This is a genomic window from Halorarum halophilum, from assembly GCF_013401515.1.
In the GTDB taxonomy this organism is placed as follows: domain Archaea; phylum Halobacteriota; class Halobacteria; order Halobacteriales; family Haloferacaceae; genus Halorarum; species Halorarum halophilum.
In genome coordinates this window covers 269,005-289,797 of the sequence record NZ_CP058529.1, presented here as the reverse complement: position 1 = coordinate 289,797, position 20,793 = coordinate 269,005, and the positions used below count along the sequence as shown (strand labels likewise).

Below are 20,793 nucleotides of genomic sequence, written 5' to 3'. Positions count from 1 at the left end.
TGTTCGAGTGTCGGGAGTCGCCGCGCTTAAACCCACCGACCTTTCCCGCCGACCCGAACGGGGCGAGGCGGTGCGCTATCCGTCGGTTTCGCCGGTCTCGTGTCCCCCAGCATCCCGGCGTCCAGTCGTCCGTGCGTCCCGTTCACGCGCCGCGGTGAGCGCCTCGTTCGCGACCTCCTCGAAGGACGCGAACTCCGGCGCGTCCCCCTCGGTGATGCCGGCCGCCCGGAGGCGGTCCCGGTACTCCTCGGCCCGGAACCGATCCGAGAGCCGCGCGTTCGCGACGATGGCGAACAGGAACACCCCGAACAGCAGGAAGAACGTCGCCATCACCGGGGCGACGATCGAGGTGAGGGTGAACTCCGGGAGGAAGGGGACGCCCGCGAGCGGGTCGCCGGGCAGGAGGCTGAGGAGCCACGCACCCCCCAGGCCCAGGCCGGCGAGGATCTGCGCCCCGGCCACCGCCTGCAGCATCGTGTTCCCGAACTCGCCCGTCCCCGACTCGACCTCGGACGGCGTCGGCAGTTCGTACTCCTCGGGGGGTTCGCGGACCTCGTAGGAGTCCATCGAGCAGAGCGCGACCGTCGGCTTGACGTCCCGCATCACCGTCCCCTCGCCCTCGACGCTCCCGTCCGCGTAGACGATGGCGTACCCCTCGTCCGAGTAGGCGACGACAGACTCCGGGTCGTGTCGGCGCTCGAGCACCGCGAACACCGTCCTATCGGCGATTCGCATCCGGAGGTCCTTCTCGACCCGGTCGAGGAGGTCCCGGCCCGTGATCCACGAGTCCGGGTCGAACGCCGCCTCCCACTCGGCGTCGGTCATCTCGGCCATGTCCGCCGGGCGGAAGTCATCGAAGTCGTACTTCTCCTCGACCTCCGCCCGCAGGGCGTCGAGATCCGGAGTACCGGACTCCTCCTCGGGGTTCGGGTCCGCTCCCGCGTCTGCCCCGTCCCGTGCTGTCGGGGACTCCCCCTCGTCTCGGCCGTCCTCGGGGGGTGCTTCGGCGGGGTCGCTCATCGTCCGACGCTAGCCCTCGCGGCGGGATATGCGTTGCGACCTCCGTACCGGCGGGCTTTACCCCGGACCGGTCGTAGCGGCCGACGATGGTCGCAGACTGGACCGTCGCCACGGTCGCGTTGCTCATGGTGACGGCGAGTTTCCCGTTTTACCTCTACGGGGCGTGGATACTCCTCGACCGGGAGCAGGACAACGTGACCTGGGACCTGCTGACCCACCACCTCTCGTTCATCCTCCCGGGGCTGGTGCTCACCACCGTCCCGGTCGTCCTCTGGATGGCCCCCCGGATCTTCACCCAGCTCAGCGGGCTCTCGGCGGTTCACGCGTTCCTCGGCCTCCAGGCGTACGCGCTGCTCGCGTTCGGGCTCACCGGGATCGTTCGCATCTTCCAGGTGAAGCGCTCGGCGGACCTCTACAGCGATCCGGGTCCCGACGTGGATCTGAACGACCTCCACGAGAACATGGGCGCCTGGCGCGGTCGGCTCCGTATCGGGGTGTTCGGCTACACCTTCTTCTGGCTGCTCGCGTACCTCGTCGGGGTCTTCCGCTTCTACATCCGGTACGTCGCCTGACGACGTCCCCGGACGGCCGAACTGCGAGGGAAGAACCCCGCCGACCGGACGGGGTTACGACTGGTACGGTTCCTCGTCGCGGTGGGCGTCCGGGTTCTCCTGATCCGCGGCCTGTTCCTCGCGCACCTCGTCGTCGGCATCCTCCCGACCGACCTCCCCCTCGGACGTTGGGTCGTCCTCCTCGGGTTCCGGACCGTCGTCGACGGTGTCGAGGTCCGTGTCCTCGTCGATGTCGATGCCGTGCTCATCGTCATCGTCCCGTGCCATGTGCGGGGGTTGGGACTCCGACCGGGTAAGCCCGATGGTCGAAGAGGGGTCGGCGACGGTAACCGACCAACTGCAGGTGTTACTCGCCGGATGTCGGGTCGAACGTTATCGGCATGGAGTCGAGTGGCGGTTCGTTCCGAGCTACCAGGGCTCGCCGCTGGCCAGGTCGATCTCCGAATCCCCCCGTTCCGACGGACAGACGTCCGCGAGCACGCAGTCGTCGCAGTCCGGATTCCTGGCCGTGCACGTCGCGCGCCCGTGGCTGATGAGGAGGTGGGTGAACATCCGCCAGTCCTCCTTCGGGACGACCCCGATCAGGTCCTCCTCGATCGCCCCGGGTCGTTCCTCCTCGGTGAGGCCGAGTCGCCTGGAGAGCCGCTGGACGTGCGTGTCGACGACGATCCCCTCGACGACGTCGTGGGCGTGCTGGAGCACGACGTTCGCCGTCTTGCGGCCGACGCCCGGGAGGTCGGTGAGCGCGGTCATCGTATCCGGCACCTCGCCGTCGTGCTCGTCAACCAGGATCTCGCCGATGCCCTTCAGGTAGCCGGCCTTGCTGTTGTGGAAGGTGATGCCGTAGATGTCGTCGGCCAACTCCTCCTCGCTGGCGCCGGCGTAGTCGCTCGCAGTTCGGTACTTCTCGAACAGTTCCTCGGTCACCTGGTTGACGCGCTCGTCGGTGCACTGGGCCGAGAGGACGACCGCGACGAGCAGTTCCAGTCGCGTGGAGAAGTCGAGCGAGATGTCCGTGTCCGGGTACTCGTCGTAGAGCCTGTCGAGTACCTCGCGGACCTGTTCGTCCCGCGAATCGAGCGGCGTTCCCATGAACCCGCGCACGGCGTGGCGGGTGTTGAGTGGTCCGATTCCGCCCCTGGGGGAAGGGTTTTGTGAGGGCGCGCGAACCGCGACGTATGGACTACAGCCACGAATCGTTTCGCGCGGCGCTCGGCGCGGTGGCGGGCTACGGGCTCATCCTCGCGGTCATGACGCTGCTGCTCTTCGGACTCCCGTACCTCCTGTTCTGACCGGCGAAGTCACGACGCTCACGCTGGCGTCGAGTGTAAACCGAAGGACCGCAGCGAGCGTCCGGAAAAAGTGGTCGGCGCCCGGGTTACGCGAACGCGAGCGAGTCGCCGCCCGAGGTGTCCTCGGTCCGCGAGATCTTCTCCCACGCTTCGCGGAAGTCGGCCATCCGGACCTCGGTCCGGTCCTCGCGGATGGCGAACATCCCCGCCTCGGTGCACATGGCCTTCACGTCCGCACCCGAGGCGTCCGAGGCCATCTCCGCGAGCTTGCCGAAGTCGACGTCGTCCGCGACGTTCATGTCGCGGGTGTGGATGCGGAAGATGATCTCCCGACCCTCGTCGTTCGGCTTGGGCACCTCGATGAGGCGGTCGAAGCGGCCCGGCCGGAGGATTGCGGGGTCGAGCATGTCGAAGCGGTTGGTGGCGGCGATGATGCGGATCTCGCCGCGCTCGTCGAAGCCGTCCATCTCCGCGAGCAGCTGCATCATCGTCCGCTGGACCTCCGCGTCGCCCGAGGTCTTCGAGTCAGTCCGCTTCGAGGCGATGGCGTCGATCTCGTCGATGAACAGCACCGCGGGCTCGTTCTCGCGCGCGACCTCGAACAGGTCGCGGACCAGCTTCGCGCCCTCGCCGATGAACTTGTGGACGAGTTCGGAGCCGGCCATCTTGATGAACGTCGCGTCCGTCTGGTTCGCGACGGCCTTCGCGAGCAGCGTCTTGCCGGTGCCCGGCGGGCCGTGCAGCAGGACGCCGCTCGGCGGCTGGATGCCCACGTCGGTGAACATCTCCGGGCTCTTCAGCGGCATCTCTACCGTCTCGCGGACCTCGTTCATCTGCTCCTCGAGGCCGCCGATGTCCTCGTAGGTCACGTCCGGCGAGTGCTCGACCTGCATCACGCGGGCGCGGACGTCGGTCTCCTTCTCGAGCTTCTTCACGACCGAGAGGGAGTTGTTGACCGCGACGCGGTCGTCCGGCTCGAGGTCGTCGCGCATCTCGTCGGTGACCTCGGTGAGCGCCTCCTGGTTGTTCCCGTGCTGTTTGATTACGACGCCTTCGTCGTTGAGTTCCTGGACCGTCGCCACGAACAACGGCGACTGCTTGAGCTTCTTGTTCTCGTGAGTCAGCCGCTCCAGCTTCTGCTGGTACTTGTTGTTCTCGGCGTTCGCATCCAGGAGCTTGTCACGCATCTCTTCGTTCTGGGACTCGAGGACCTCCAGCCGTTCCTCCAGGGCCTCGATCCGCTCCTGACGCGACGTCGACTCCTCGTCGTATGGCATGTCGACGTCGTCGACCGTATCGGTCATCGGAGGGATTAGGGCGGACACTAATAAGAGGCTTCGGGTGGGGACGGAGTTCGAGGGTAAATTCCCAGTAGTAATCAGAATAGATGGTAAGTATTATCTTCCGGCATTCCCTTGCACAGTACACGATGGGAGTTTCCGACACGGAGGCCGTAACGACGGGCGAGGGGGACGCGACCAGCTGGGAGGCCGTGGAGGACCTCCCCCCGAGCGCAAAACTGGTCGCCAAGGTACTCGAGTACGAGGACACGCTGACGCAGAGCCAGCTCGCGGAGGAGACGCTGCTGCCGCCGCGCACGGTACGATACGCGCTCTCGCGGCTCGAGGAGGTCGGAGCCGTCGATTCCCGATTCTCCTTCTCGGACGCGCGAAAACGACTCTACACGCTTTCGATCTAACCGACCCGGCCCGGCTACGCGTCCCCCGGGCCGCCGAACGTTTTTCAGCGATGGCGGGACCAGTCCACTCGTGAGCGAGGAACGAGTCGAGTCCGTAAAGCACGCCCTCCGTCAACTCGTCGTCGACCCGCGAGCATCGGCCACGGTCGACCGGTCGGAGGCTACGGTTCGACGGGGGGAGGCCGCAGTCGAGGACGTACGCGAGGCGGCCCGGTTCGCCGACGCCGACGGGTTCGCCGAACTCGAACGCGCCGTCGGCGCCGCCGAGCGCCACGGACGCCCGGACGTCGTGGCTCGGGGTAACACCGTTCTGGATGCCGTCGACGCATACCGGGCGGCCGCGTCGGACCACTTCCGCCACGGTCACGAGGGGCTTATGTCGAGCGAGCCAGTACTCCCCGAGGAGACTACATGACGCGGGTCATCCACACCGGCGACACCCACATCGGCTACCGGCAGTACCACTCGCCGGATCGTCGCCGGGACTTCCTCGCCGCGTTCGAGCAGGTCGTCGCGGACGCGATCGACGAGGGAGTCGACGCCGTCGTTCACGCTGGCGACCTGTTCCACGACCGACGGCCGGAGTTGCCGGACCTCCTCGGGACCCTGTCGGCGCTCCGCGAACTCGACGACGCCGACATCCCGTTCCTCGCGATCGTCGGAAACCACGAGTCCACCCGCGTGGGCCAGTGGCTCGACCTCTATGAGTCGCTCGGGCTGGCGACGCGGCTCGGCGCCGAACCGGTGACGGTCGGGGACACCGCCTTCTACGGACTCGACCACGTTCCGGAGTCGCGGCGCGACCGCCTCGACTACGAGTTCGCACCCCACGACACGAATCACGCCACGCTCGTCGGACACGGGCTGTTCGAGCCGTTCACGCACGGGAACTGGGACACGGAAACGGTGCTCGAGGAGGCGACCGTCGACTTCGACGCGATACTGCTCGGGGACAACCACACACCGGATACTGCGGAGGTACTCGACACCTGGGTCACCTACTGTGGCTCGACCGAGCGCGCGAGCGCGAGCGAACGCGACGGGCGCGGGTACAACATCGTCCAGTTCGCCGACGGTGAGGTCGACATCCGCCGGCGCGCGCTCGAGACGCGCTCGTTCGTGTTCGTCGAGGCCGAACTCGGGCCCGCCGAGGGGGTCAGTAGGGTCCGTGACCGGATCCGAGAGCACGACGTTTCCGACGCGGTGGTAGTCGTGGAGGTCACCGGCGACGGTGAGCCAATCGCCCCGGCGGCAGTCGAGGAGTTCGCAGCCGAGCGCGGCGCGCTCATCGCCCGCGTGACGGATCGCCGCGAGGTCGACACCGAAGCGGAGGTGTCGGTGAACTTCGCCGACCCGGACGCCGCCGTCCGCGAGCGCGTCGGTGAACTCGGGCTCTCGACGGTCGCCCACGACATCGACGACGTCGTTCGCGGCGAGGCGGCCGACACGAACGTCCGCCGGGACGTGAAACGGCGGGTCGAGGAGCGCTTCGAGGGCGAGGAGTTCCGGGTCGCGGTCGAGCGCGCCGAGCGACCGGAAGTGGACGAGGAAACCGAGGAAGTCGAGGGAGCCGTAGAGGTCGATGGACCTGACGAGGGAAGCGACGAGCCCGTAGCGGACGAACCCGGTTCGACGGACCCCCTCGACGGAGGGGACGAGCCAGCATCGGAGGCCGCCGACGGCCCGGCCGACACCACGGAGACCGAACCCGCCCCTGAAACCGAATCGGACGCGGCGGAGGAGGGAGCCGACCCGTCCGGGCGGCACGAACCCAACCGGGCGGCGGACGGACAGGTCACGATGGAGGACTTCGAATGAGGTTCGACCGCGTGCGCCTGCGGAACTTCAAGCCGTACGCCGACACCGACCTCCGGCTCTCCGAGGGCGTGACGGTCATCCACGGGCTGAACGGGAGCGGGAAGTCCTCGCTGCTGGAGGCGTGTTTCTTCGCCCTCTACGGATCGGCTGGACTCGACGGAACGCTCGAGGACGTCGTGACCAACGGTGCCGACGAGACCGAGGTCGAACTCTGGTTCACCCACGAGGGCGAGTCCTACCACATCCACCGCGAAGTGAAGCGGTACGGCGATCAGATCCAGACGACGACGTGCACCCTGGAGGGGAACGACGGCACGGTAACACGGGACGGCGCGACCGAGGTCCGGTCGTTCGTGGTCGACCTGCTCCGCATGGACGCGGAGGCGTTCGTCAACTGCGCGTACGTCCGGCAGGGCGAGGTGAACAAGCTCATCAATGCGACGCCGAGCGGGCGTCAGGACATGATCGACGACCTGCTCCAGCTCGGGAAGCTCGAGGAGTACCGCGAGCGGGCGGCCGACGCGAGGCTCGGCGTCGAGGACGTGCTCGGCGAGAAGCGCGGCGCGCTCTCGACGGTGGCCGACCAGCTCGAGGAGAAGGAGGAGGCCGACCTCCACGACCGACTGAACGGGCTCCAGTCCGACCTGAAGGAACTGGACGCGAACGTCGAGCGCTACGAGGAACAGCGTTCGAAGGCGGAGTCGACCCGAGAGGAGGCTCGCGACGTCCTCGACCGGTACGAGGAGAAACGGGAGGAGCTCGAGTCGGTCGAGGCGGACATCGAGGAGCTCGAGTCCGCGATCCGCGAGGGAGAGGCCGAGCGCGAGGAACTCGCCTCGACGGTAGGTGAGACACGCGACCGGCTGGCGACACTGCGGGAGAAGCTCTCTGAGCGGGTCGCGGAGACCCAGCTCGACGAGGCGTCCGAAGCGGCGATCGAGGAACGGCGGGCCGAGCTGGATGAACGCGAAGCCGACCTCCGCGCCGACCGTGACGAGGCCCGGAACGAGGCCACGGCGTTCGAGAACCAGTCGACAAACCTCGCCGAGCGCGCCGACGACGACGCGAAGCGCGCCGACGAGAAGCGCGACGAGGCGGGGACGCTCGACGACGACGTGGAGTCGGCACGGGAGACGCTCTCGGAGCGGGAGGACTCCCTCTCCGAGCTCGACGCCGAACGCGAGGAGCTGGAGGCGACGTTCGAGGATGCGCCCGTCGGACCGGGCGAGGCCGAGTCACACCGCGACGGCGTCCGCGAGGAACTCGACGACCTCAGGGACGACGTCACCGAGGTCACGGCGTCGCTCTCGACCGCGCGAGCCAGCGTCGAGGAGGCCGAGGCGCTCCTCGAGGAGGGGAAGTGCCCCGAGTGCGGCCAGCCAGTAGACGACTCCCCGCACGTGGACACGCTCGCCGAGGATCGCGAACGCGTGAGCGACCTGGAGGACGAGCTGGCGGACCTGCGGGAACGCGAGTCCGAACTCGAGTCCGAACTCGCCCGCGCGGAAGAGCTCGTCGAGGCCGGGAACCGCATCGGCGAACTGGAGAGCACGCGCCGGCTCGTCGAGGACGGCATCGAGGAGAAGCGCGCCGAGATCGAGGAGAAGCGGGACCGCGCCGAGACGCTCCGCGAGGAGGCCGGGGAACTCGACGACCGGGCCGAGGAGAAACGCGAGATCGCGGAACGGAAGGCCGAGCAGGCCGAGGCGGCCCGCGATCGGGTCGCCGAAATCGACGAAGAGCTGGAGGAGCTCGACGCCGACCGCGACCGGATCGACGGTGTCGAATCGACGCGCGAGGCCATCGCCGACGCGGAGACCGAGATCGAACGCCTGGAGGAGCGCCGGTCGGACCTCGCGGACCGGAACGGCGAGCGGCGGGAGTTCCTCGCGGGGAAGCGCGACCGGCGCGACGAACTCCGGGAGGGGTTCGACGAGGACCAGGTCGAGACGGCGCGCGAGCGTCTCTCGAACGCCGAGTCGTACATCGAGCAGGTGTCGGGGACGCTGGAGCAACTCGCCGAGCGTCGGGACGAACTCACGAGCGCCATCGGCGCCGTCGAGCGCGAACTGGACGAACTGGAGGAGCTCCGGGAGCGCCACGACGATCTGGCCGAGCGGGTCGCCGCGCTCGAATCGGTCCACGAGGAGTCGGAGGAGCTCGAGGCGATGTACGGCGACCTCCGGGCGGAGCTCCGCCGCCGGAACGTCGAGAGCCTCGAACGGATGCTCAACGAGACGTTCGACCTCGTGTACGCCAACGACGCCTACTCGCACATCGAACTGGACGGCGAGTACGCGCTCACCGTCTACCAGAAGGACGGCGAGCCGCTCGACCCCGAACAGCTCTCGGGCGGGGAACGCGCGCTGTTCAACCTCTCGCTCAGGTGTGCCATCTACCGCCTCCTCGCGGAGGGAATCGAGGGTGCGGCGCCGACGCCGCCGCTCATCCTCGACGAGCCGACCGTGTTCCTCGACTCGGGCCACGTCTCCCGGCTGGTCGACCTGGTCGACGAGATGCGTGGCTTCGGCGTCCGGCAGATCCTCATCGTGAGCCACGACGACGAACTCGTCGGCGCGGCCGACGACCTCGTGCGGGTGGAGAAGAACCCGACGACGAACCGATCGTCCGTCGAGCGAACCGACGAGGCGTCGCTCGCGGACCTCGACGCCGTCGCCGACGACTGAGACTATCCGTCCGGGAACCGTTACTCCCGAAATCGACGGACCGCATCGCGGGCGGCGTCAGTCGGCTCGTAGCCGCGTTCGCCGGCGACCGTGGTCTCGTCGAGCAGTCCGGCCGCCCGGAACTCGGCGACGAGGCCGTGGAGGTCCGACTCGCAGAGGTCGTATCCGTCGAGGAGCGTCCGCACCGCGAGCGGCCCGCGGTCGACGAACTCGACGAGCAGGCCGAGCGCGCGGTCGTCCCGGCACGCCAGCACCGCACGGCGAACCTCCTCGGGAACGCCAGTCGCGGCGATCGCCAGCGGGGACTCCTCCCCCGACGTGAGTCGCTCGTTCGGGACGTACCGCTCCTCGCCCGTCTCCGGGTCGCGGACGCGGCTCGACTCCGCGGACCGCTTGAGCAGGATGTAGCGGGTTCCGTCCTCGTCGCGGACTGACTGCACGGACGGTGGGAGGGGGCGGCGACCGAAAGCCGTGTCGGTCAGGAGGAGTCGAGGTCTGAGTCGTCCCCGTCGCGGTCGCGATTCCGGAACGACCGATACGTCTGGTACACCCGGATACCGGCGAGCAGGCCGACGAGCACGGCCCCGCCGCCCCACCGCCACTGCCCGCGGAACCCGATCAGCATCAGGCCGAACGAGACGCCGAAGAGGGCCACGTTGGCGTAGACCACCGCGGTCCAGAACGCCAGTTGGACCTCGGGGTCCGCCTCGCTCGCGTCGGGAAGGCGGTCGGCGGGGTTCTCGACCTCCGGGACCTCCTGCTTCGGGATCGAGACGAGGTCCTCCTCGGGGTTCCCCCACCGCTCCTCGGGGTCGGGTTCCGCGAAGGGGAACTCCTCGTCGTCGTCCTCGTCGAACACGACTGCCGCTACGGCGATGCCGGTGAAAAGGGTTCGTTCCGCGCTCAGGCGAGTTCGCTGAGCGAGACGGCGAGGCTCGCTTCGACCCAGGCGAGTGGGTTCGCCGCGTCGTAGAGCACGACCCGACCGTCGTCCTCGTACGCCTCGACCGTCTCGACGGCCTCGTCCGGGCGCTCGTCCGCGCCCGTGCTATCCCGCGTAGAGTCAGTTGGGTCGCTCATTGGGTATCCCGTGGTATACGGTGGCACGGTAAATGCTTTCCGTACGAACAGCCGGCGACCCCGGCGGTGATCGGGGCCGAACGCGGGGCGAAGGGCGGGCTTTTTAGCCGGGTGCGACGAAGCCGCGGACATGACGAACGCGAGCCTCACGGACTTCGCCCCGCCCGACGCGGACGGGGGCGGCGGCGAGCGACCCGACGAGGAGGCCGCCTTCGTGGCGGGCGACGGGGCGGGGCACGTCAACGAGGTCGTCGACGCGCAGGACATCCGGGTGCCGGAATCGGAAGGGACGCTCGAACTGATGGTGACCGCGGTGGACTACACCGTCGAGGGGAGCGGCGCGACGGAGTATCCGGTCGTCAACGTGTTCGGACGAACCCGCGACAACACGGTCGAGCACGTCCGAGTGCTCGGGACGGAACCGTACTTCTACGTCCCGACGGCCGACATCGAGGGCCGGGACCTTACCGAGGAGTACGACGTCGTCGTCGCCACCCGCGAGCGCACGCGCGGCGACGACGGCGAGGACCCCTTCGAGAGCATCCGGGGCGAGCGCGTGACGAAGGTGATCGCGAAGACCCCGCGCGACGTCGGGCAGATCCGCGAGGACTTCGGGCGGACGTACGAGGCGGACATCCTGTTCCCGAACCGCTTCCTCATCGACAACGGCGTCAGTTCGGGCATCCGAGTCGAGGAGCGCCGCCTCGACGACGGCCGGCTCCAGGTGTTCCCGGGGCACCTCGAACCCGCCGAGGTGGACGCCGACATCCGCGTGAACACGTTCGACATCGAGGTCGACGACCGCAACGGCTTCCCTGAGGACGGCGAGGAGCCCATCGTCTGTCTCACGAGCCACGACTCGTACCGCGACGAGTACGTGGCGTGGCTGTACGACGCGCCCGACGGCACGGCGCTCGCTCCCGAGGAACTGGGGACGTACGAGCCGTATCGGGATGAAACCGAGATCGAGATCCGGACGTTCGCGGAAGAAGACGCGATGCTCGACGCGTTCATCGAGTACGTGACCGAGACGGACCCGGACGTGCTCACCGGCTGGAACTTCGAGGACTTCGACGCGCCGTACTTCCTCGACAGGTGCGAGGTGCTCGACGGGGCGAGCGAGCACGACCTCTCGCCCGACCGGCTCTCCCGCGTGAACGAGACGTGGCGCTCCGGGTGGGGCGGCCCGGACGTGAAGGGGCGGGTCGTCTTCGACCTGCTGTACGCCTACCAGCGGACCCAGCGTTCGGAACTCGACTCCTACCGGCTCGACGCCGTCGGCGAGGTCGAACTCGACGTCGGGAAGGAACGCTACACGGGCGACATCGGCGACCTCTGGGAACAGGACCCCGAGCGGCTCCTCGAGTACAACGTTCGCGACGTGGAGCTCTGCGTCGAGATCGACAAAAAGGGCGACGTCATCACGTTCTGGAACGAGTCCCGGAAGCTCGTCGGCTGCCAGCTCGAGGACGCGACGACGCCCGGCGACGCGGTGGACATGTACGTCCTCCACAAGGCGTTCGGCGAGTTCGTGCTCCCGACGAAGGGCCAGCAGGAGGGCGAGGAGTTCGAGGGCGGCGCCGTCTTCGAGCCCATCACCGGTGTCCGCGAGAACGTCACCGTGCTCGACCTGAAGTCGCTGTACCCGATGTGCATGGTGACCATCAACGCCTCGCCCGAGACCATCGTCGAGGACCCCGAGGCGTACGACGGCGAGACGTACCGGGCGCCCAACGGCACCCGGTTCCGGAAGGAGCCGGACGGGATGATGCGCGAGATGGTCGACGAACTGCTGGCCGAGCGCGACCAGAAGAAGGCCGCCCGGGACGACCACGAACCGGGCTCGGACGCCTACCAGCAGTTCGACCGGCAGCAGGCCGCGGTGAAGGTCATCATGAACTCGCTGTACGGCGTCTCCGGCTGGGAGCGGTTCCGGCTGTACGACAAGGAGAACGCGGCAGCGATCACCGCGATGGGCCGCCGCGTCATCGAGTTCACCGAGGAGGCCGCCAACGAGATTGGCCACGAGGTGGCGTACGGGGACACCGACTCCGTCATGCTGGAACTCGGCCCCGACGTCTCCACAGAGGAGGCCATCGAGCAGTCGTTCGACATCGAGGCGCACATCAACGGCCGCTACGACGACTTCGCGCTGGAGGAACTCGACGCCGAGGAGCACCGCTTCCAGATCGAGTTCGAGAAGCTCTATCGGCGCTTCTTCCAGGCGGGCAAGAAGAAGCGCTACGCCGGCCACATCGTCTGGAAGGAGGGGAAGGACGTCGACGACGTCGACATCACGGGGTTTGAGTACAAGCGCTCGGACATCGCCCCCATCACGAAGCGGGTCCAGCGCGAGGTCATCGAGATGATCGTCTACGGGGAGGATCACGGGAAGGTGAAGGAGTACGTCCACGACGAGATCGCCCGGTTCAGCGAGGGCGACGTCGACCTCGAGGAGATCGGCATCCCCGGCGGCATCGGGAAACGGCTGGAGAACTACGACACCGACACGGCGCAGGTCCGCGGGGCGAAGTACGCGAACCTGCTGCTCGGCACCAACTTCCAGCGCGGGTCGAAACCGAAGCGGCTCTACATCGAGAAGGTCCACCCCGAGTTCTTCCGCCGCATGGAGTCGGTGCGGGGACTGGACCCGCAGGCCGACCCGCTGTACGGGGAGTTCAAGCGGAACCCGGACGTCATCTGCTTCGAGTACGCCGACGAGGTGCCCGACGAGTTCGAGGTCGACTGGGACAAGATGCTCGACAAGACCCTGAAGGGCCCCATCGCCCGCGTCATCGAGGCGCTCGGGATGTCCTGGGACGAGGTCAAGACCGGCCAGGAGCAGACGGGGCTCGGCTCGTTCGTGTAATCGGACGCGGCCTTTCAATTTCCGATTCGGAAAAGAAAGTTCGTGTGAGAGGATTTCACACGCGCGGATGCGAAACCATTAACCCCCGAAGAGCCCCATCTCCGCGTACGAGGGAATTCACCACATGGCAACACTCGAACTGAGCAACCTGCAGGCGGAAGTCGCCGAGACGGGGGAGGAGATCCTCCGGGGCGTCGACCTCGAGGTGAACAGCGGAGAGATCCACGCGCTGATGGGCCCGAACGGCTCCGGGAAGTCCACGACGGCGAAGGTCATCGCGGGCCACCCGGCCTACGAGGTCACGGACGGGGAGGTCCTGCTCCACCTCGAGGACGAGGACGTGTCGGACCTGGACGTAGAGCTGGACGAGGACGACTACACCTGGAACCTGCTCGAACTGGAGCCGAACGAGCGCGCCGCGCTCGGCATCTTCCTCGCCTTCCAGTACCCCGCGGAGATCGAGGGCGTCACGATGACGAACTTCCTCCGCCAGGCGCTCAACGCGAAGCTCGAGGAGCGCGAGGAGCTGTTCGAGGACGAGGACGAGACCGACGAGGAAGAGGAGGAAGCGGGCTACGACACCTCCCCGATGGAGGGGGACATCGACGAGGGCGAGATCGGCGTCGCCGAGTTCCAGCAGCTCCTGAAGGAGAAGATGGAGCTGCTCGACATGGACGAGAAGTTCGCCTCGCGCTACCTCAACGCCGGCTTCTCCGGCGGGGAGAAGAAGCAGAACGAGGTGCTCCAGGCGGCCATCCTCGAGCCGACCATCGCCGTGCTCGACGAGATCGACTCCGGGCTGGACATCGACCGCCTGCAGGACGTCTCCAAGGGCATCAACGCCCTGCGCGACGAGCAGGGCACCGGCATCCTGCAGATCACCCACTACCAGCGCATCCTCGACTACGTCGAGCCGGACCACGTGCACATCATGCTCGACGGGAAGATCGCCAAGAGCGGCGACGCATCGCTCGCGCAGGATCTCGAGGACGAGGGGTACGACTGGGTCCGCGACGAGGTGTACGGCACCGCGTAATCGGATTCGGGTACTAAACAGTCTAATAACCGTTCGGACGTAAATCAGAGACAAGACATGAGTTCAGATCAAGACCATCTAAAGGAGACCGACACGGAGGACCGCTTCGACTTCAAGAAGGAGGAGAAGTCGGCGTTCCAGACCGAGAAGGGCCTCAACGAGGAGACCATCCGAGCGATCTCGGAGGACAAGGACGAGCCGGAGTGGATGTACGAGCGCCGCCTGCGCGCGCTCAAGCAGTTCCACGCCATGCCGATGCCGACCGACTGGCCCGGCCAGCCCGACCTCAGCGAGGTCGACGTGGACGAGATCGTCCCGTACATCCGGCCGGACGTCGACACGCGCGGCGGCGTCGACGACTGGACCGAACTCCCCGACGAGATCAAGGACACGTTCGACAAACTGGGCATCCCGGAGGCCGAGAAGAACGCGCTCTCGGGCGTCGGCGCCCAGTACGAGTCCGAGGTCGTCTACCAGAACATGCAGGAGCGCTGGGAGGACAAGGGCGTCGTCTTCTGCAACATGGACGAGGCCGTCCAGGAGCACGAGGAGCTCGTCCGCGAGCACTTCATGACGACGTGCGTGCCGCCGAGCGACAACAAGTTCGCCGCGCTCCACGGCGCCGTCTGGTCCGGCGGGTCGTTCGTCTACGTCCCGGAGGACACGACCGTCGACATGCCGGTTCAGGCGTACTTCCGCATGAACTCCGAGGGGATGGGCCAGTTCGAGCACACGCTCATCATCGCGGAGCCGGGCTCGGAGGTCCACTACATCGAGGGCTGCTCGGCGCCGAAGTACTCGGCGTTCAACCTCCACTCGGGCGGCGTCGAGGTGTTCGTGAAGGACGACGCGCACGTCCAGTACTCGACCGTCCAGAACTGGTCGAAGAACACGTACAACCTCAACACCAAGCGTGCCATCGTGGAGAAGGGCGGCCGCATGGAGTGGATCTCGGGCTCCATGGGCTCGAAGGCGACGATGCTGTACCCCTCCTCCATCCTGAAGGGCCGCGGCGCGAGCGACAACCACATCACCATCGCGTTCGCCGGCGAGGGCCAGAACATCGACACCGGCGCGAAGGTGTACCACAACGCCCCGAACACGAAGTCGACCATCGAGTCGAAGTCCATCTCGAAGGACGGCGGCCGGACGAACTACCGCGGCCTCGTCCACATCGCCGACGGCGCGGAGAACTCCTCGACCGCGGTCGAGTGTGACGCGCTGATGTTCGACAACGAGTCGACCTCCGACACGATGCCGTACATGGAGATCAACGAGTCGAAGGTCGACGTCGCCCACGAGGCGACCGTCGGCAAGATCGGCGACGAGGACGTGTTCTACCTCCAGTCGCGCGGTCTCGACGACGACGACGCGAAGCAGATGATCGTCTCGGGCTTCATCGAGCCGATCACGGAGGAACTGCCCATAGAGTACGCGGTCGAGCTCAACCGCCTCGTGGAACTCGAGATGGAGGGGTCGCTCGGATGAGCACGCAGGTGCCACTGAGCATCTCCGAGGACACCATCCACACCATCTCGGAGGAACGAGGGGAGCCCGAGTGGCTGCTCGAACGCCGCCTCGAAGCGTTCCGCGCGCTCGACGAACTGGACCTGCCGGACGTCATCCAGACGCCCGGCCGGCGGTGGACGAACCTCGAGAACCTCGAGTTCGAGAACCTCGTCGACCCGCTGAACCAGAGCGACGAGACCGAGCGCGTCAGCGCCGAGGGCGCGACCGTGCTCTCGTTCGCCGAGGCACTCGACGAGCACGGCGACCTCATCGAGGAGCACTTGGGCTCGGTCGTCGACCCGGAGAGCAACTACCTGACGGCGCTCTCGGCGGCGCTGTTCACCACCGGCACGGTCATCCACGTACCGAAGGGCGTCGACGCCGAGGACGTGAAGGTCCGTGCCGAGATGAACAGCCAGTCGCTGTTCAGCCACACGCTCGTCGTCGCCGAGGAGAACGCCTCCGCGACGATCCTCGAACGGATCTCGAACGGGGAGAGCGAGCCGCCGGCCGACGGCGAGCGCTACTTCAGTAACGTCGTCGAGATCGTCACCGGCGAGAACGCGTACGTCCAGTACGGTTCGCTCCAGGACCTCGACGAGGACGTGTACACGTACTCGCTGAAGCGCGGCGACGCCGACCGCTACGCGACGGTGAGCTGGATCGAGGGGAACCTCGGCTCCCGGCTCACCCGCTCGGACATCGAGACCGAGCTGAACGGCGACTCCTCAGAGACGAAGATCGTCGGGGCGTTCTTCGGCCACGGCGACCAGCACTTCGACGTGAACGCCCGCGTCTGGCACAACGCCGAGCACACGACCGCCGACCTCGTCACGCGCGGCGTGCTCGACGAGCGGGCCCGCTCGGTGTACGAGGGCGTCCAGGACGTCGGCCGCGACGCCTGGGACACCTCGAGTTACCAGCGCGAGAACACCCTGATGCTGAGCGACGAGTCGGAGGCGGACGCCTCCCCGAAGCTCATCATCCACAACCACGACACCGAGGCGTCCCACTCCGCCACGGTCGGGCAGGTCGACCGGGAGGACCTCTTCTACATGACGTCCCGCTCGATCCCCGAGCGGACCGCCCGGAACATGCTCGTGAAGGGCTTCTTCGTGCCCGTCCTCGAGGAGGTCGAGGTCGACGAGCTCCGCGACGACATTGAGGAGCTCATCCGGCAGCGGCTGGACTGAACGGTCGCTTCGTTTTTCGATTCGTTCGCTTCCGTCGAAATCCCGAGTTGTGGTAAGTTTCTTTCGAATCGCTCAACGCAGTCGAGCTACCGATTGCTACGTACAGGGTAGGAACCGGGCACTCCAGCGGATACTTGTCCCCCATTTCGAGGGGTAAACGCACCCCGGGATCAGAGCACGTAGATCGCTAGCCAGTACGCACCGTACAGGAGAAGTAACAACGTCCCGCCCGCTCGCGTCACTTCGCCTCGATAGAAGAGTGCGAGCACCACCAGCAAGGAGCCGACGAGAAACGGCCAGTGAATCGAAAACACCGCCTGCGTGACGGTGATCGGGCGGACAAGCGCGATAACGCCCACGTTCGCTGTGACGAAGAACAGGACGCTCCCTATCACGTTTCCCACGCCGATCTCCGGCCGATTGCGACGCACGGGTTCGACAGTGAGCAGGATCTCTTCGAGACTGGCGATGACCGCCAGTATCGTCGCACCGAACGCCAACCCCGAGAGACCGGAGGCTGCAAGCAGCCCCCGCGCACCGATGACTGTGGCCTCCGCCCCGATCGTCATGCCCACCACCGTCGCAAACACCAGTACCAACGCGAGCAGTTTCGCCCGGAGCGTCGATGATCGCGGGTTCGTGCTCGCTGTCTCACCCGTTTCGCGGTCCGCTCTAAACTCCGCTTCGAGTCCCTCGTCGTCGAAGTACCGTGTCTCGCCGCTCGTCTCCCATCGATACAGAAGCAACAGTATCGGCAGGTATGCGACGAAGAGAACCGCACCATCCATTCGTGAGAGCGTTCCATCCAGTGACAAGACGAGAACGAGGGTGGGGGACGCCAACGTGATGGCGAGATACGGCCGGGGGGTGGAAACCTCGAACGGCGTTAGCACGCCCGCGAGACCAACGGTGAACGTGAGCACGAACACACCAACGCCGAGCACCACCCCGAGGGCGACATCGGGGAGATCCCCGCCCATCGCGGCGAGCGCGAGCGCCGCGTTTTCGATATCCGCACCGGCGAACAGAACCGTGAGAAGGAAGGCGGACACACCGAAGTGGAGCGCAGCCTCGGCGACGTACTCGATGAACTTCTCGACGCTCACGAGTACCACCCCGACCCCGACGAGGAAGACGAGCGCGGAGAGGAGCACCGAGTCGACTACGAACGATTCGGGTCCCATATCCGTACTCGTGTATGCGATACGTTATCATTTGGGTGGCACGATACACACGCCCGCATCACCAGCGCCGCCACGCGCCACCGCCGCGGATGTCGAGCGAACCGTCAGTCGCCCGATCCGAACACCGCGGTCCGCCCGGTCCGCCGTCCCAGCCTGAGCAGCGCCGGCAGCGTCGCCAGCGCGACGAGCACCTCCAGCCCGCCTGCGACGCCGAACGCCGCGAGGTAGCCGAACGTCGCGGCGACGCCGCCGCCGACGAGCGACCCTGCGAGGAACCCCAGGCTGCCGGCGGCGTTGAACCCCGCGACCGCCACGCCCCGCTCGTCGTCGCCGGCGAGGTCGACGACGAGTGCGAGCGTGGCAGGGGCCATGAGCGCGCCGAGCACGCCGACGGCCACCATCCCGACCGCGGCGAGCGTCGGCGTCGGGGCGAACCCGACGGCGATCACTGCGAGGCCGAACGTCGCCGAACCGACCGCGACCGGGACGACGCGTCCGACCCGGTCGGAGAGCACGCCGAACGGGTACTGGAGGAGCGCGAACGGGGCGAAGAACGCCGCGAGCAGGAGGCCGGTCTCGGCGGGACCGAGGCCGAACTCCTCGCGGAAGTACAGCGTCCCGACGAGGGCGAAGAAGCCGGCCGTGAGCCTGTCGACGAACGCGAACGCGTACGGGACGACCAGATCGCCGCGTTCGCGGAGCCCGCGGACGAGCGCGCCCAGGCCGCGCTCGCTTCCGCCGGAGGGCGCCCTGTCGGGAACGGGGAGCGCGAGCAGACCGGCGATGGCGAGGAGGCCGGCGGCGGCGTACAGCGGCCAGAAGACGGAGACCTCGTACAGTTGTCCGCCGAGCGGCGCGCCGATCGCGGTTCCCAGACCTATGGCGATGCCCGCGGCGCCCATGTTCCGGCCGTTTCCGCCGCCCAGGTCGGCGAGCGCGCTCATCGCGAGCGAGAAGGCGCCGACCGTGAGCGCGCCCTGCAGGCCGCGCAGGAGGAGCGCGCCGACGAACGGAAGGCCCGTGGCGGCGGGAAGCACCGCCAGCCCGAGATAGCCCGCGGCGCCGCCGAACGCCCCCGCGACGACGAGCGGCCGGCGGCGGGACGTCGCGTCGCTCAATGCGCCCCACCCGCCCGCGAAGAGGACGAACGCGGCGAACTCCACCGAGAGGAACAGCGTGGGGGCCGCGACGCCCGTCCCCCCGAGTTCGACCGCGAGGAGATCGACGCCCGGGTAGACGAGCGTCTGGGCCAGCATGACGGCGAACACCACCGTCGCGAGCGCGACCCGGTCCCGTCGGTCCGTCATCGGTTCGGCGTTGGGGGGGCCGGGGCTTGAGCGTTGGCGAATCGACACGGCGAGGGAACCGTTTAAGTCTCCCGTCACCCGAGATGCGGTCAATGAGTTCCGTATCGTTCGCCGAGCGCGCGACGGGAGCGATCCGCCGATGAGCGTCGGCCAGCAGGTCACCTCCGACCACCAGCTCGCCAGGCTGCTCCAGATCGGCGTGGTGCTGGAGGAGGTGGTCGAGGCACGGTCCACCCACCACTACCGGGAACTGGACGGGGACTTCGACGACGAGATCGAGGCGCTGCTCGAACACGCGGCGGAGGAGTCCGCCGAACACCGCGAACGCCTCGAGGACATCATCGAGGAACTCGACGCGGAGTCGGTGTCCTACGAGGAGATCGAGGCGCTGGTCGAGGCGCAGTACGGGCAGACCAAACCGGAAGACTTCGACGGCCTGCTCTACGACCAGCTGTGCAACGAGGAGACGGCGTACAAGTTCTACGACGACCTCATCGGGGCGGTCGAGGGGAGCGACTCGCGGTTCTCGGTCGACCGGGACCGCCTGCTCGCGACGCTTCGGGAGATCCGCGAGGAGGAGGCGGAGGGCGTCGAGGAAGTGACCGACATCATGGAGCGACGAGTATGAACACTGCAGATCAGTACCTCAAGGCGATCTACCTGGTTCAGGAGATGGACGACGGCCCGGCGTCGACCGGCGCGGTCGCGGACGCGCTGGACGTCAGCCCCGCGAGCGCGAACGAGATGATCGGGAAACTGGAGGGCCGCGGCCTCGCGGAACACGAGAAGTACAAGGGGGTGAGCCTCACGGACGACGGCATCCTCCGCGCGCGGGACGCCATCCAGAACTACTGCATCATCGAGCGGTTCCTCGCGAACGTCCTCGAGGTCGAGGAGTTCCGCGCGGAGGCCCGCTCGCTCGAGGCGGTAATCGACGACACGGTCGCGGAACGCCTCGACACGATCATCGACCGCTCCTCGGAGTGTCCCGACTGCTTCGACGCGAAGACCGACGCGTGTCGGTATCTCGAGGTCGAACAGGAGAACCCCGCGGACTGAGTCACGGACCGACCCGCGGGAGTTAAGGGGTGGGACCGAGTGTGGCCATCAAGTTCTATGGGTGGGAGCGTTGCAAGCCGGCTGCGACGGTTCGTGGGCCTCGAGGGCGAACAGCCGGCCGCATTCGAATGTCAGGGGTGTGGAGAGGGGTTCCAGATGAACAGACAGCAGTGTCCGGAGTGCGACGGGTTCGACATCCGCCGGGCCTGACCGCGTTCCGGAACCGCTTAGTTTCGTCCGGAGGTAGTGACGTCCGCAGCGGTCGCCCCGTAGTGGTCCGTGAACGCGAAGCGTTTACGAGTCGAACGGGGCTACGGACGACGTGAGCAGTCCCGTGGTGTAGTGGCCAATCATAACGGCCTTTGGAGCCGTTGACGGCGGTTCGAATCCGCCCGGGACTATCCCGTTCCGGCCCGATGACTCCGGAGCAACGGCACCGACCAGTGGAACTAAGCCCAAGACTGGTAA

At 67.3% G+C, this 20,793-nt stretch carries 20 protein-coding genes and 1 tRNA gene; 12 read left to right on the top strand and 9 right to left on the bottom strand.

Annotation, left to right across the window (positions count from 1 at the left end; genetic code table 11):
* Window positions 1-75: 75 nt before the first annotated feature.
* The gene (locus HUG10_RS01505) at window positions 76-1,020 is read right to left on the bottom strand and encodes a DUF7319 domain-containing protein (RefSeq protein WP_179167870.1); all 945 of its coding nucleotides are present in this window, start codon (window positions 1,018-1,020) and stop codon (window positions 76-78) included.
* Between the two features lie 86 nt (window positions 1,021-1,106).
* Here HUG10_RS01505 and HUG10_RS01500 point away from each other — a divergent pair, with 86 nt between their 5' ends.
* A complete protein-coding gene (locus tag HUG10_RS01500; protein WP_179167869.1) occupies window positions 1,107-1,592 on the top strand; it encodes a DUF7321 family protein in 486 nt (161 codons plus the stop codon).
* 54 nt (window positions 1,593-1,646) lie between these two features.
* Here HUG10_RS01500 and HUG10_RS01495 read toward each other — a convergent pair whose 3' ends face one another.
* From HUG10_RS01495 to pan1, 3 genes are all read right to left on the bottom strand, one after another.
* Window positions 1,647-1,859 carry a hypothetical protein gene (locus HUG10_RS01495; RefSeq protein ID WP_179167868.1) on the bottom strand — a complete coding sequence of 71 codons (213 nt, stop codon included), beginning with the start codon at window positions 1,857-1,859 and terminating at the stop codon, window positions 1,647-1,649.
* Between the two features lie 141 nt (window positions 1,860-2,000).
* The gene (nth, locus tag HUG10_RS01490) at window positions 2,001-2,684 is read right to left on the bottom strand and encodes an endonuclease III (protein WP_179167867.1); all 684 of its coding nucleotides are present in this window, start codon (window positions 2,682-2,684) and stop codon (window positions 2,001-2,003) included.
* 286 nt (window positions 2,685-2,970) lie between these two features.
* Window positions 2,971-4,188, bottom strand: coding sequence for a proteasome-activating nucleotidase Pan1 (gene pan1 / locus HUG10_RS01485; RefSeq protein ID WP_179167866.1), 1,218 nt, complete (start codon window positions 4,186-4,188; stop codon window positions 2,971-2,973).
* Window positions 4,189-4,313: 125 nt separating this feature from the next.
* Between pan1 and HUG10_RS01480 the strand changes: the two genes are divergently transcribed.
* The 4 genes from HUG10_RS01480 (at window position 4,314) to rad50 (ending at window position 9,088) form a co-directional block, all read left to right on the top strand.
* Window positions 4,314-4,583 carry a MarR family transcriptional regulator gene (locus tag HUG10_RS01480; RefSeq protein ID WP_179167865.1) on the top strand — a complete coding sequence of 90 codons (270 nt, stop codon included), beginning with the start codon at window positions 4,314-4,316 and terminating at the stop codon, window positions 4,581-4,583.
* 70 nt (window positions 4,584-4,653) lie between these two features.
* The gene (locus tag HUG10_RS01475; protein ID WP_179167864.1) at window positions 4,654-4,998 is read left to right on the top strand and encodes a hypothetical protein; all 345 of its coding nucleotides are present in this window, start codon (window positions 4,654-4,656) and stop codon (window positions 4,996-4,998) included.
* A complete protein-coding gene (gene mre11, locus HUG10_RS01470; protein WP_179167863.1) occupies window positions 4,995-6,401 on the top strand; it encodes a DNA double-strand break repair protein Mre11 in 1,407 nt (468 codons plus the stop codon). Before HUG10_RS01475 ends, mre11 begins: the two co-directional genes overlap by 4 nt.
* Window positions 6,398-9,088, top strand: a complete 2,691-nt coding sequence (gene rad50 / locus HUG10_RS01465; RefSeq protein WP_179167862.1) for a DNA double-strand break repair ATPase Rad50 — start codon at window positions 6,398-6,400, stop codon at window positions 9,086-9,088. Before mre11 ends, rad50 begins: the two co-directional genes overlap by 4 nt.
* A 20-nt stretch (window positions 9,089-9,108) precedes the next feature.
* Here rad50 and HUG10_RS01460 read toward each other — a convergent pair whose 3' ends face one another.
* The 3 genes from HUG10_RS01460 to HUG10_RS01450 are packed head-to-tail and all read right to left on the bottom strand — an operon-like array spanning window position 9,109 to window position 10,168.
* Complete coding sequence (locus HUG10_RS01460; RefSeq protein ID WP_179167861.1) at window positions 9,109-9,528, bottom strand: DUF7346 family protein; 420 nt, start codon at window positions 9,526-9,528, stop codon at window positions 9,109-9,111.
* A 38-nt stretch (window positions 9,529-9,566) separates the two neighbouring features.
* On the bottom strand, window positions 9,567-9,947 hold the full coding sequence (locus HUG10_RS01455; protein ID WP_179167860.1) for a DUF7322 domain-containing protein: 381 nt from the start codon (window positions 9,945-9,947) through the stop codon (window positions 9,567-9,569).
* A 44-nt stretch (window positions 9,948-9,991) separates the two neighbouring features.
* Window positions 9,992-10,168 carry a DUF7331 family protein gene (locus HUG10_RS01450; RefSeq protein ID WP_179167859.1) on the bottom strand — a complete coding sequence of 59 codons (177 nt, stop codon included), beginning with the start codon at window positions 10,166-10,168 and terminating at the stop codon, window positions 9,992-9,994.
* Between the two features lie 130 nt (window positions 10,169-10,298).
* Here HUG10_RS01450 and HUG10_RS01445 point away from each other — a divergent pair, with 130 nt between their 5' ends.
* The 4 genes from HUG10_RS01445 (at window position 10,299) to sufD (ending at window position 16,775) form a co-directional block, all read left to right on the top strand.
* Window positions 10,299-13,037, top strand: coding sequence for a DNA-directed DNA polymerase (locus tag HUG10_RS01445; protein ID WP_179167858.1), 2,739 nt, complete (start codon window positions 10,299-10,301; stop codon window positions 13,035-13,037).
* Window positions 13,038-13,161: 124 nt separating this feature from the next.
* On the top strand, window positions 13,162-14,073 hold the full coding sequence (locus tag HUG10_RS01440; RefSeq protein WP_179167857.1) for an ABC transporter ATP-binding protein: 912 nt from the start codon (window positions 13,162-13,164) through the stop codon (window positions 14,071-14,073).
* 57 nt (window positions 14,074-14,130) lie between these two features.
* Window positions 14,131-15,561 carry a Fe-S cluster assembly protein SufB gene (gene sufB / locus HUG10_RS01435; protein ID WP_179167856.1) on the top strand — a complete coding sequence of 477 codons (1,431 nt, stop codon included), beginning with the start codon at window positions 14,131-14,133 and terminating at the stop codon, window positions 15,559-15,561.
* Window positions 15,558-16,775 carry a Fe-S cluster assembly protein SufD gene (sufD, locus tag HUG10_RS01430; RefSeq protein ID WP_179167855.1) on the top strand — a complete coding sequence of 406 codons (1,218 nt, stop codon included), beginning with the start codon at window positions 15,558-15,560 and terminating at the stop codon, window positions 16,773-16,775. Before sufB ends, sufD begins: the two co-directional genes overlap by 4 nt.
* 170 nt (window positions 16,776-16,945) lie before the next feature.
* Here sufD and HUG10_RS01425 read toward each other — a convergent pair whose 3' ends face one another.
* Window positions 16,946-17,959, bottom strand: a complete 1,014-nt coding sequence (locus HUG10_RS01425; RefSeq protein WP_179167854.1) for a sodium:calcium antiporter — start codon at window positions 17,957-17,959, stop codon at window positions 16,946-16,948.
* 104 nt (window positions 17,960-18,063) lie between these two features.
* Window positions 18,064-19,266, bottom strand: coding sequence for an MFS transporter (locus HUG10_RS01420; protein WP_179167853.1), 1,203 nt, complete (start codon window positions 19,264-19,266; stop codon window positions 18,064-18,066).
* A gap of 139 nt (window positions 19,267-19,405) precedes the next feature.
* Here HUG10_RS01420 and HUG10_RS01415 point away from each other — a divergent pair, with 139 nt between their 5' ends.
* From HUG10_RS01415 to HUG10_RS01405, 3 genes are all read left to right on the top strand, one after another.
* A complete protein-coding gene (locus HUG10_RS01415) occupies window positions 19,406-19,894 on the top strand; it encodes a ferritin-like domain-containing protein (protein ID WP_179167852.1) in 489 nt (162 codons plus the stop codon).
* Window positions 19,891-20,325 carry a metal-dependent transcriptional regulator gene (locus HUG10_RS01410; RefSeq protein WP_179167851.1) on the top strand — a complete coding sequence of 145 codons (435 nt, stop codon included), beginning with the start codon at window positions 19,891-19,893 and terminating at the stop codon, window positions 20,323-20,325. The genes HUG10_RS01415 and HUG10_RS01410 overlap by 4 nt, the downstream gene beginning before the upstream one ends.
* Window positions 20,326-20,653: 328 nt before the next feature.
* Window positions 20,654-20,726: transfer RNA gene (locus tag HUG10_RS01405), tRNA-Gln, on the top strand.
* The last annotated feature ends 67 nt before the right edge of the window (window positions 20,727-20,793 follow it).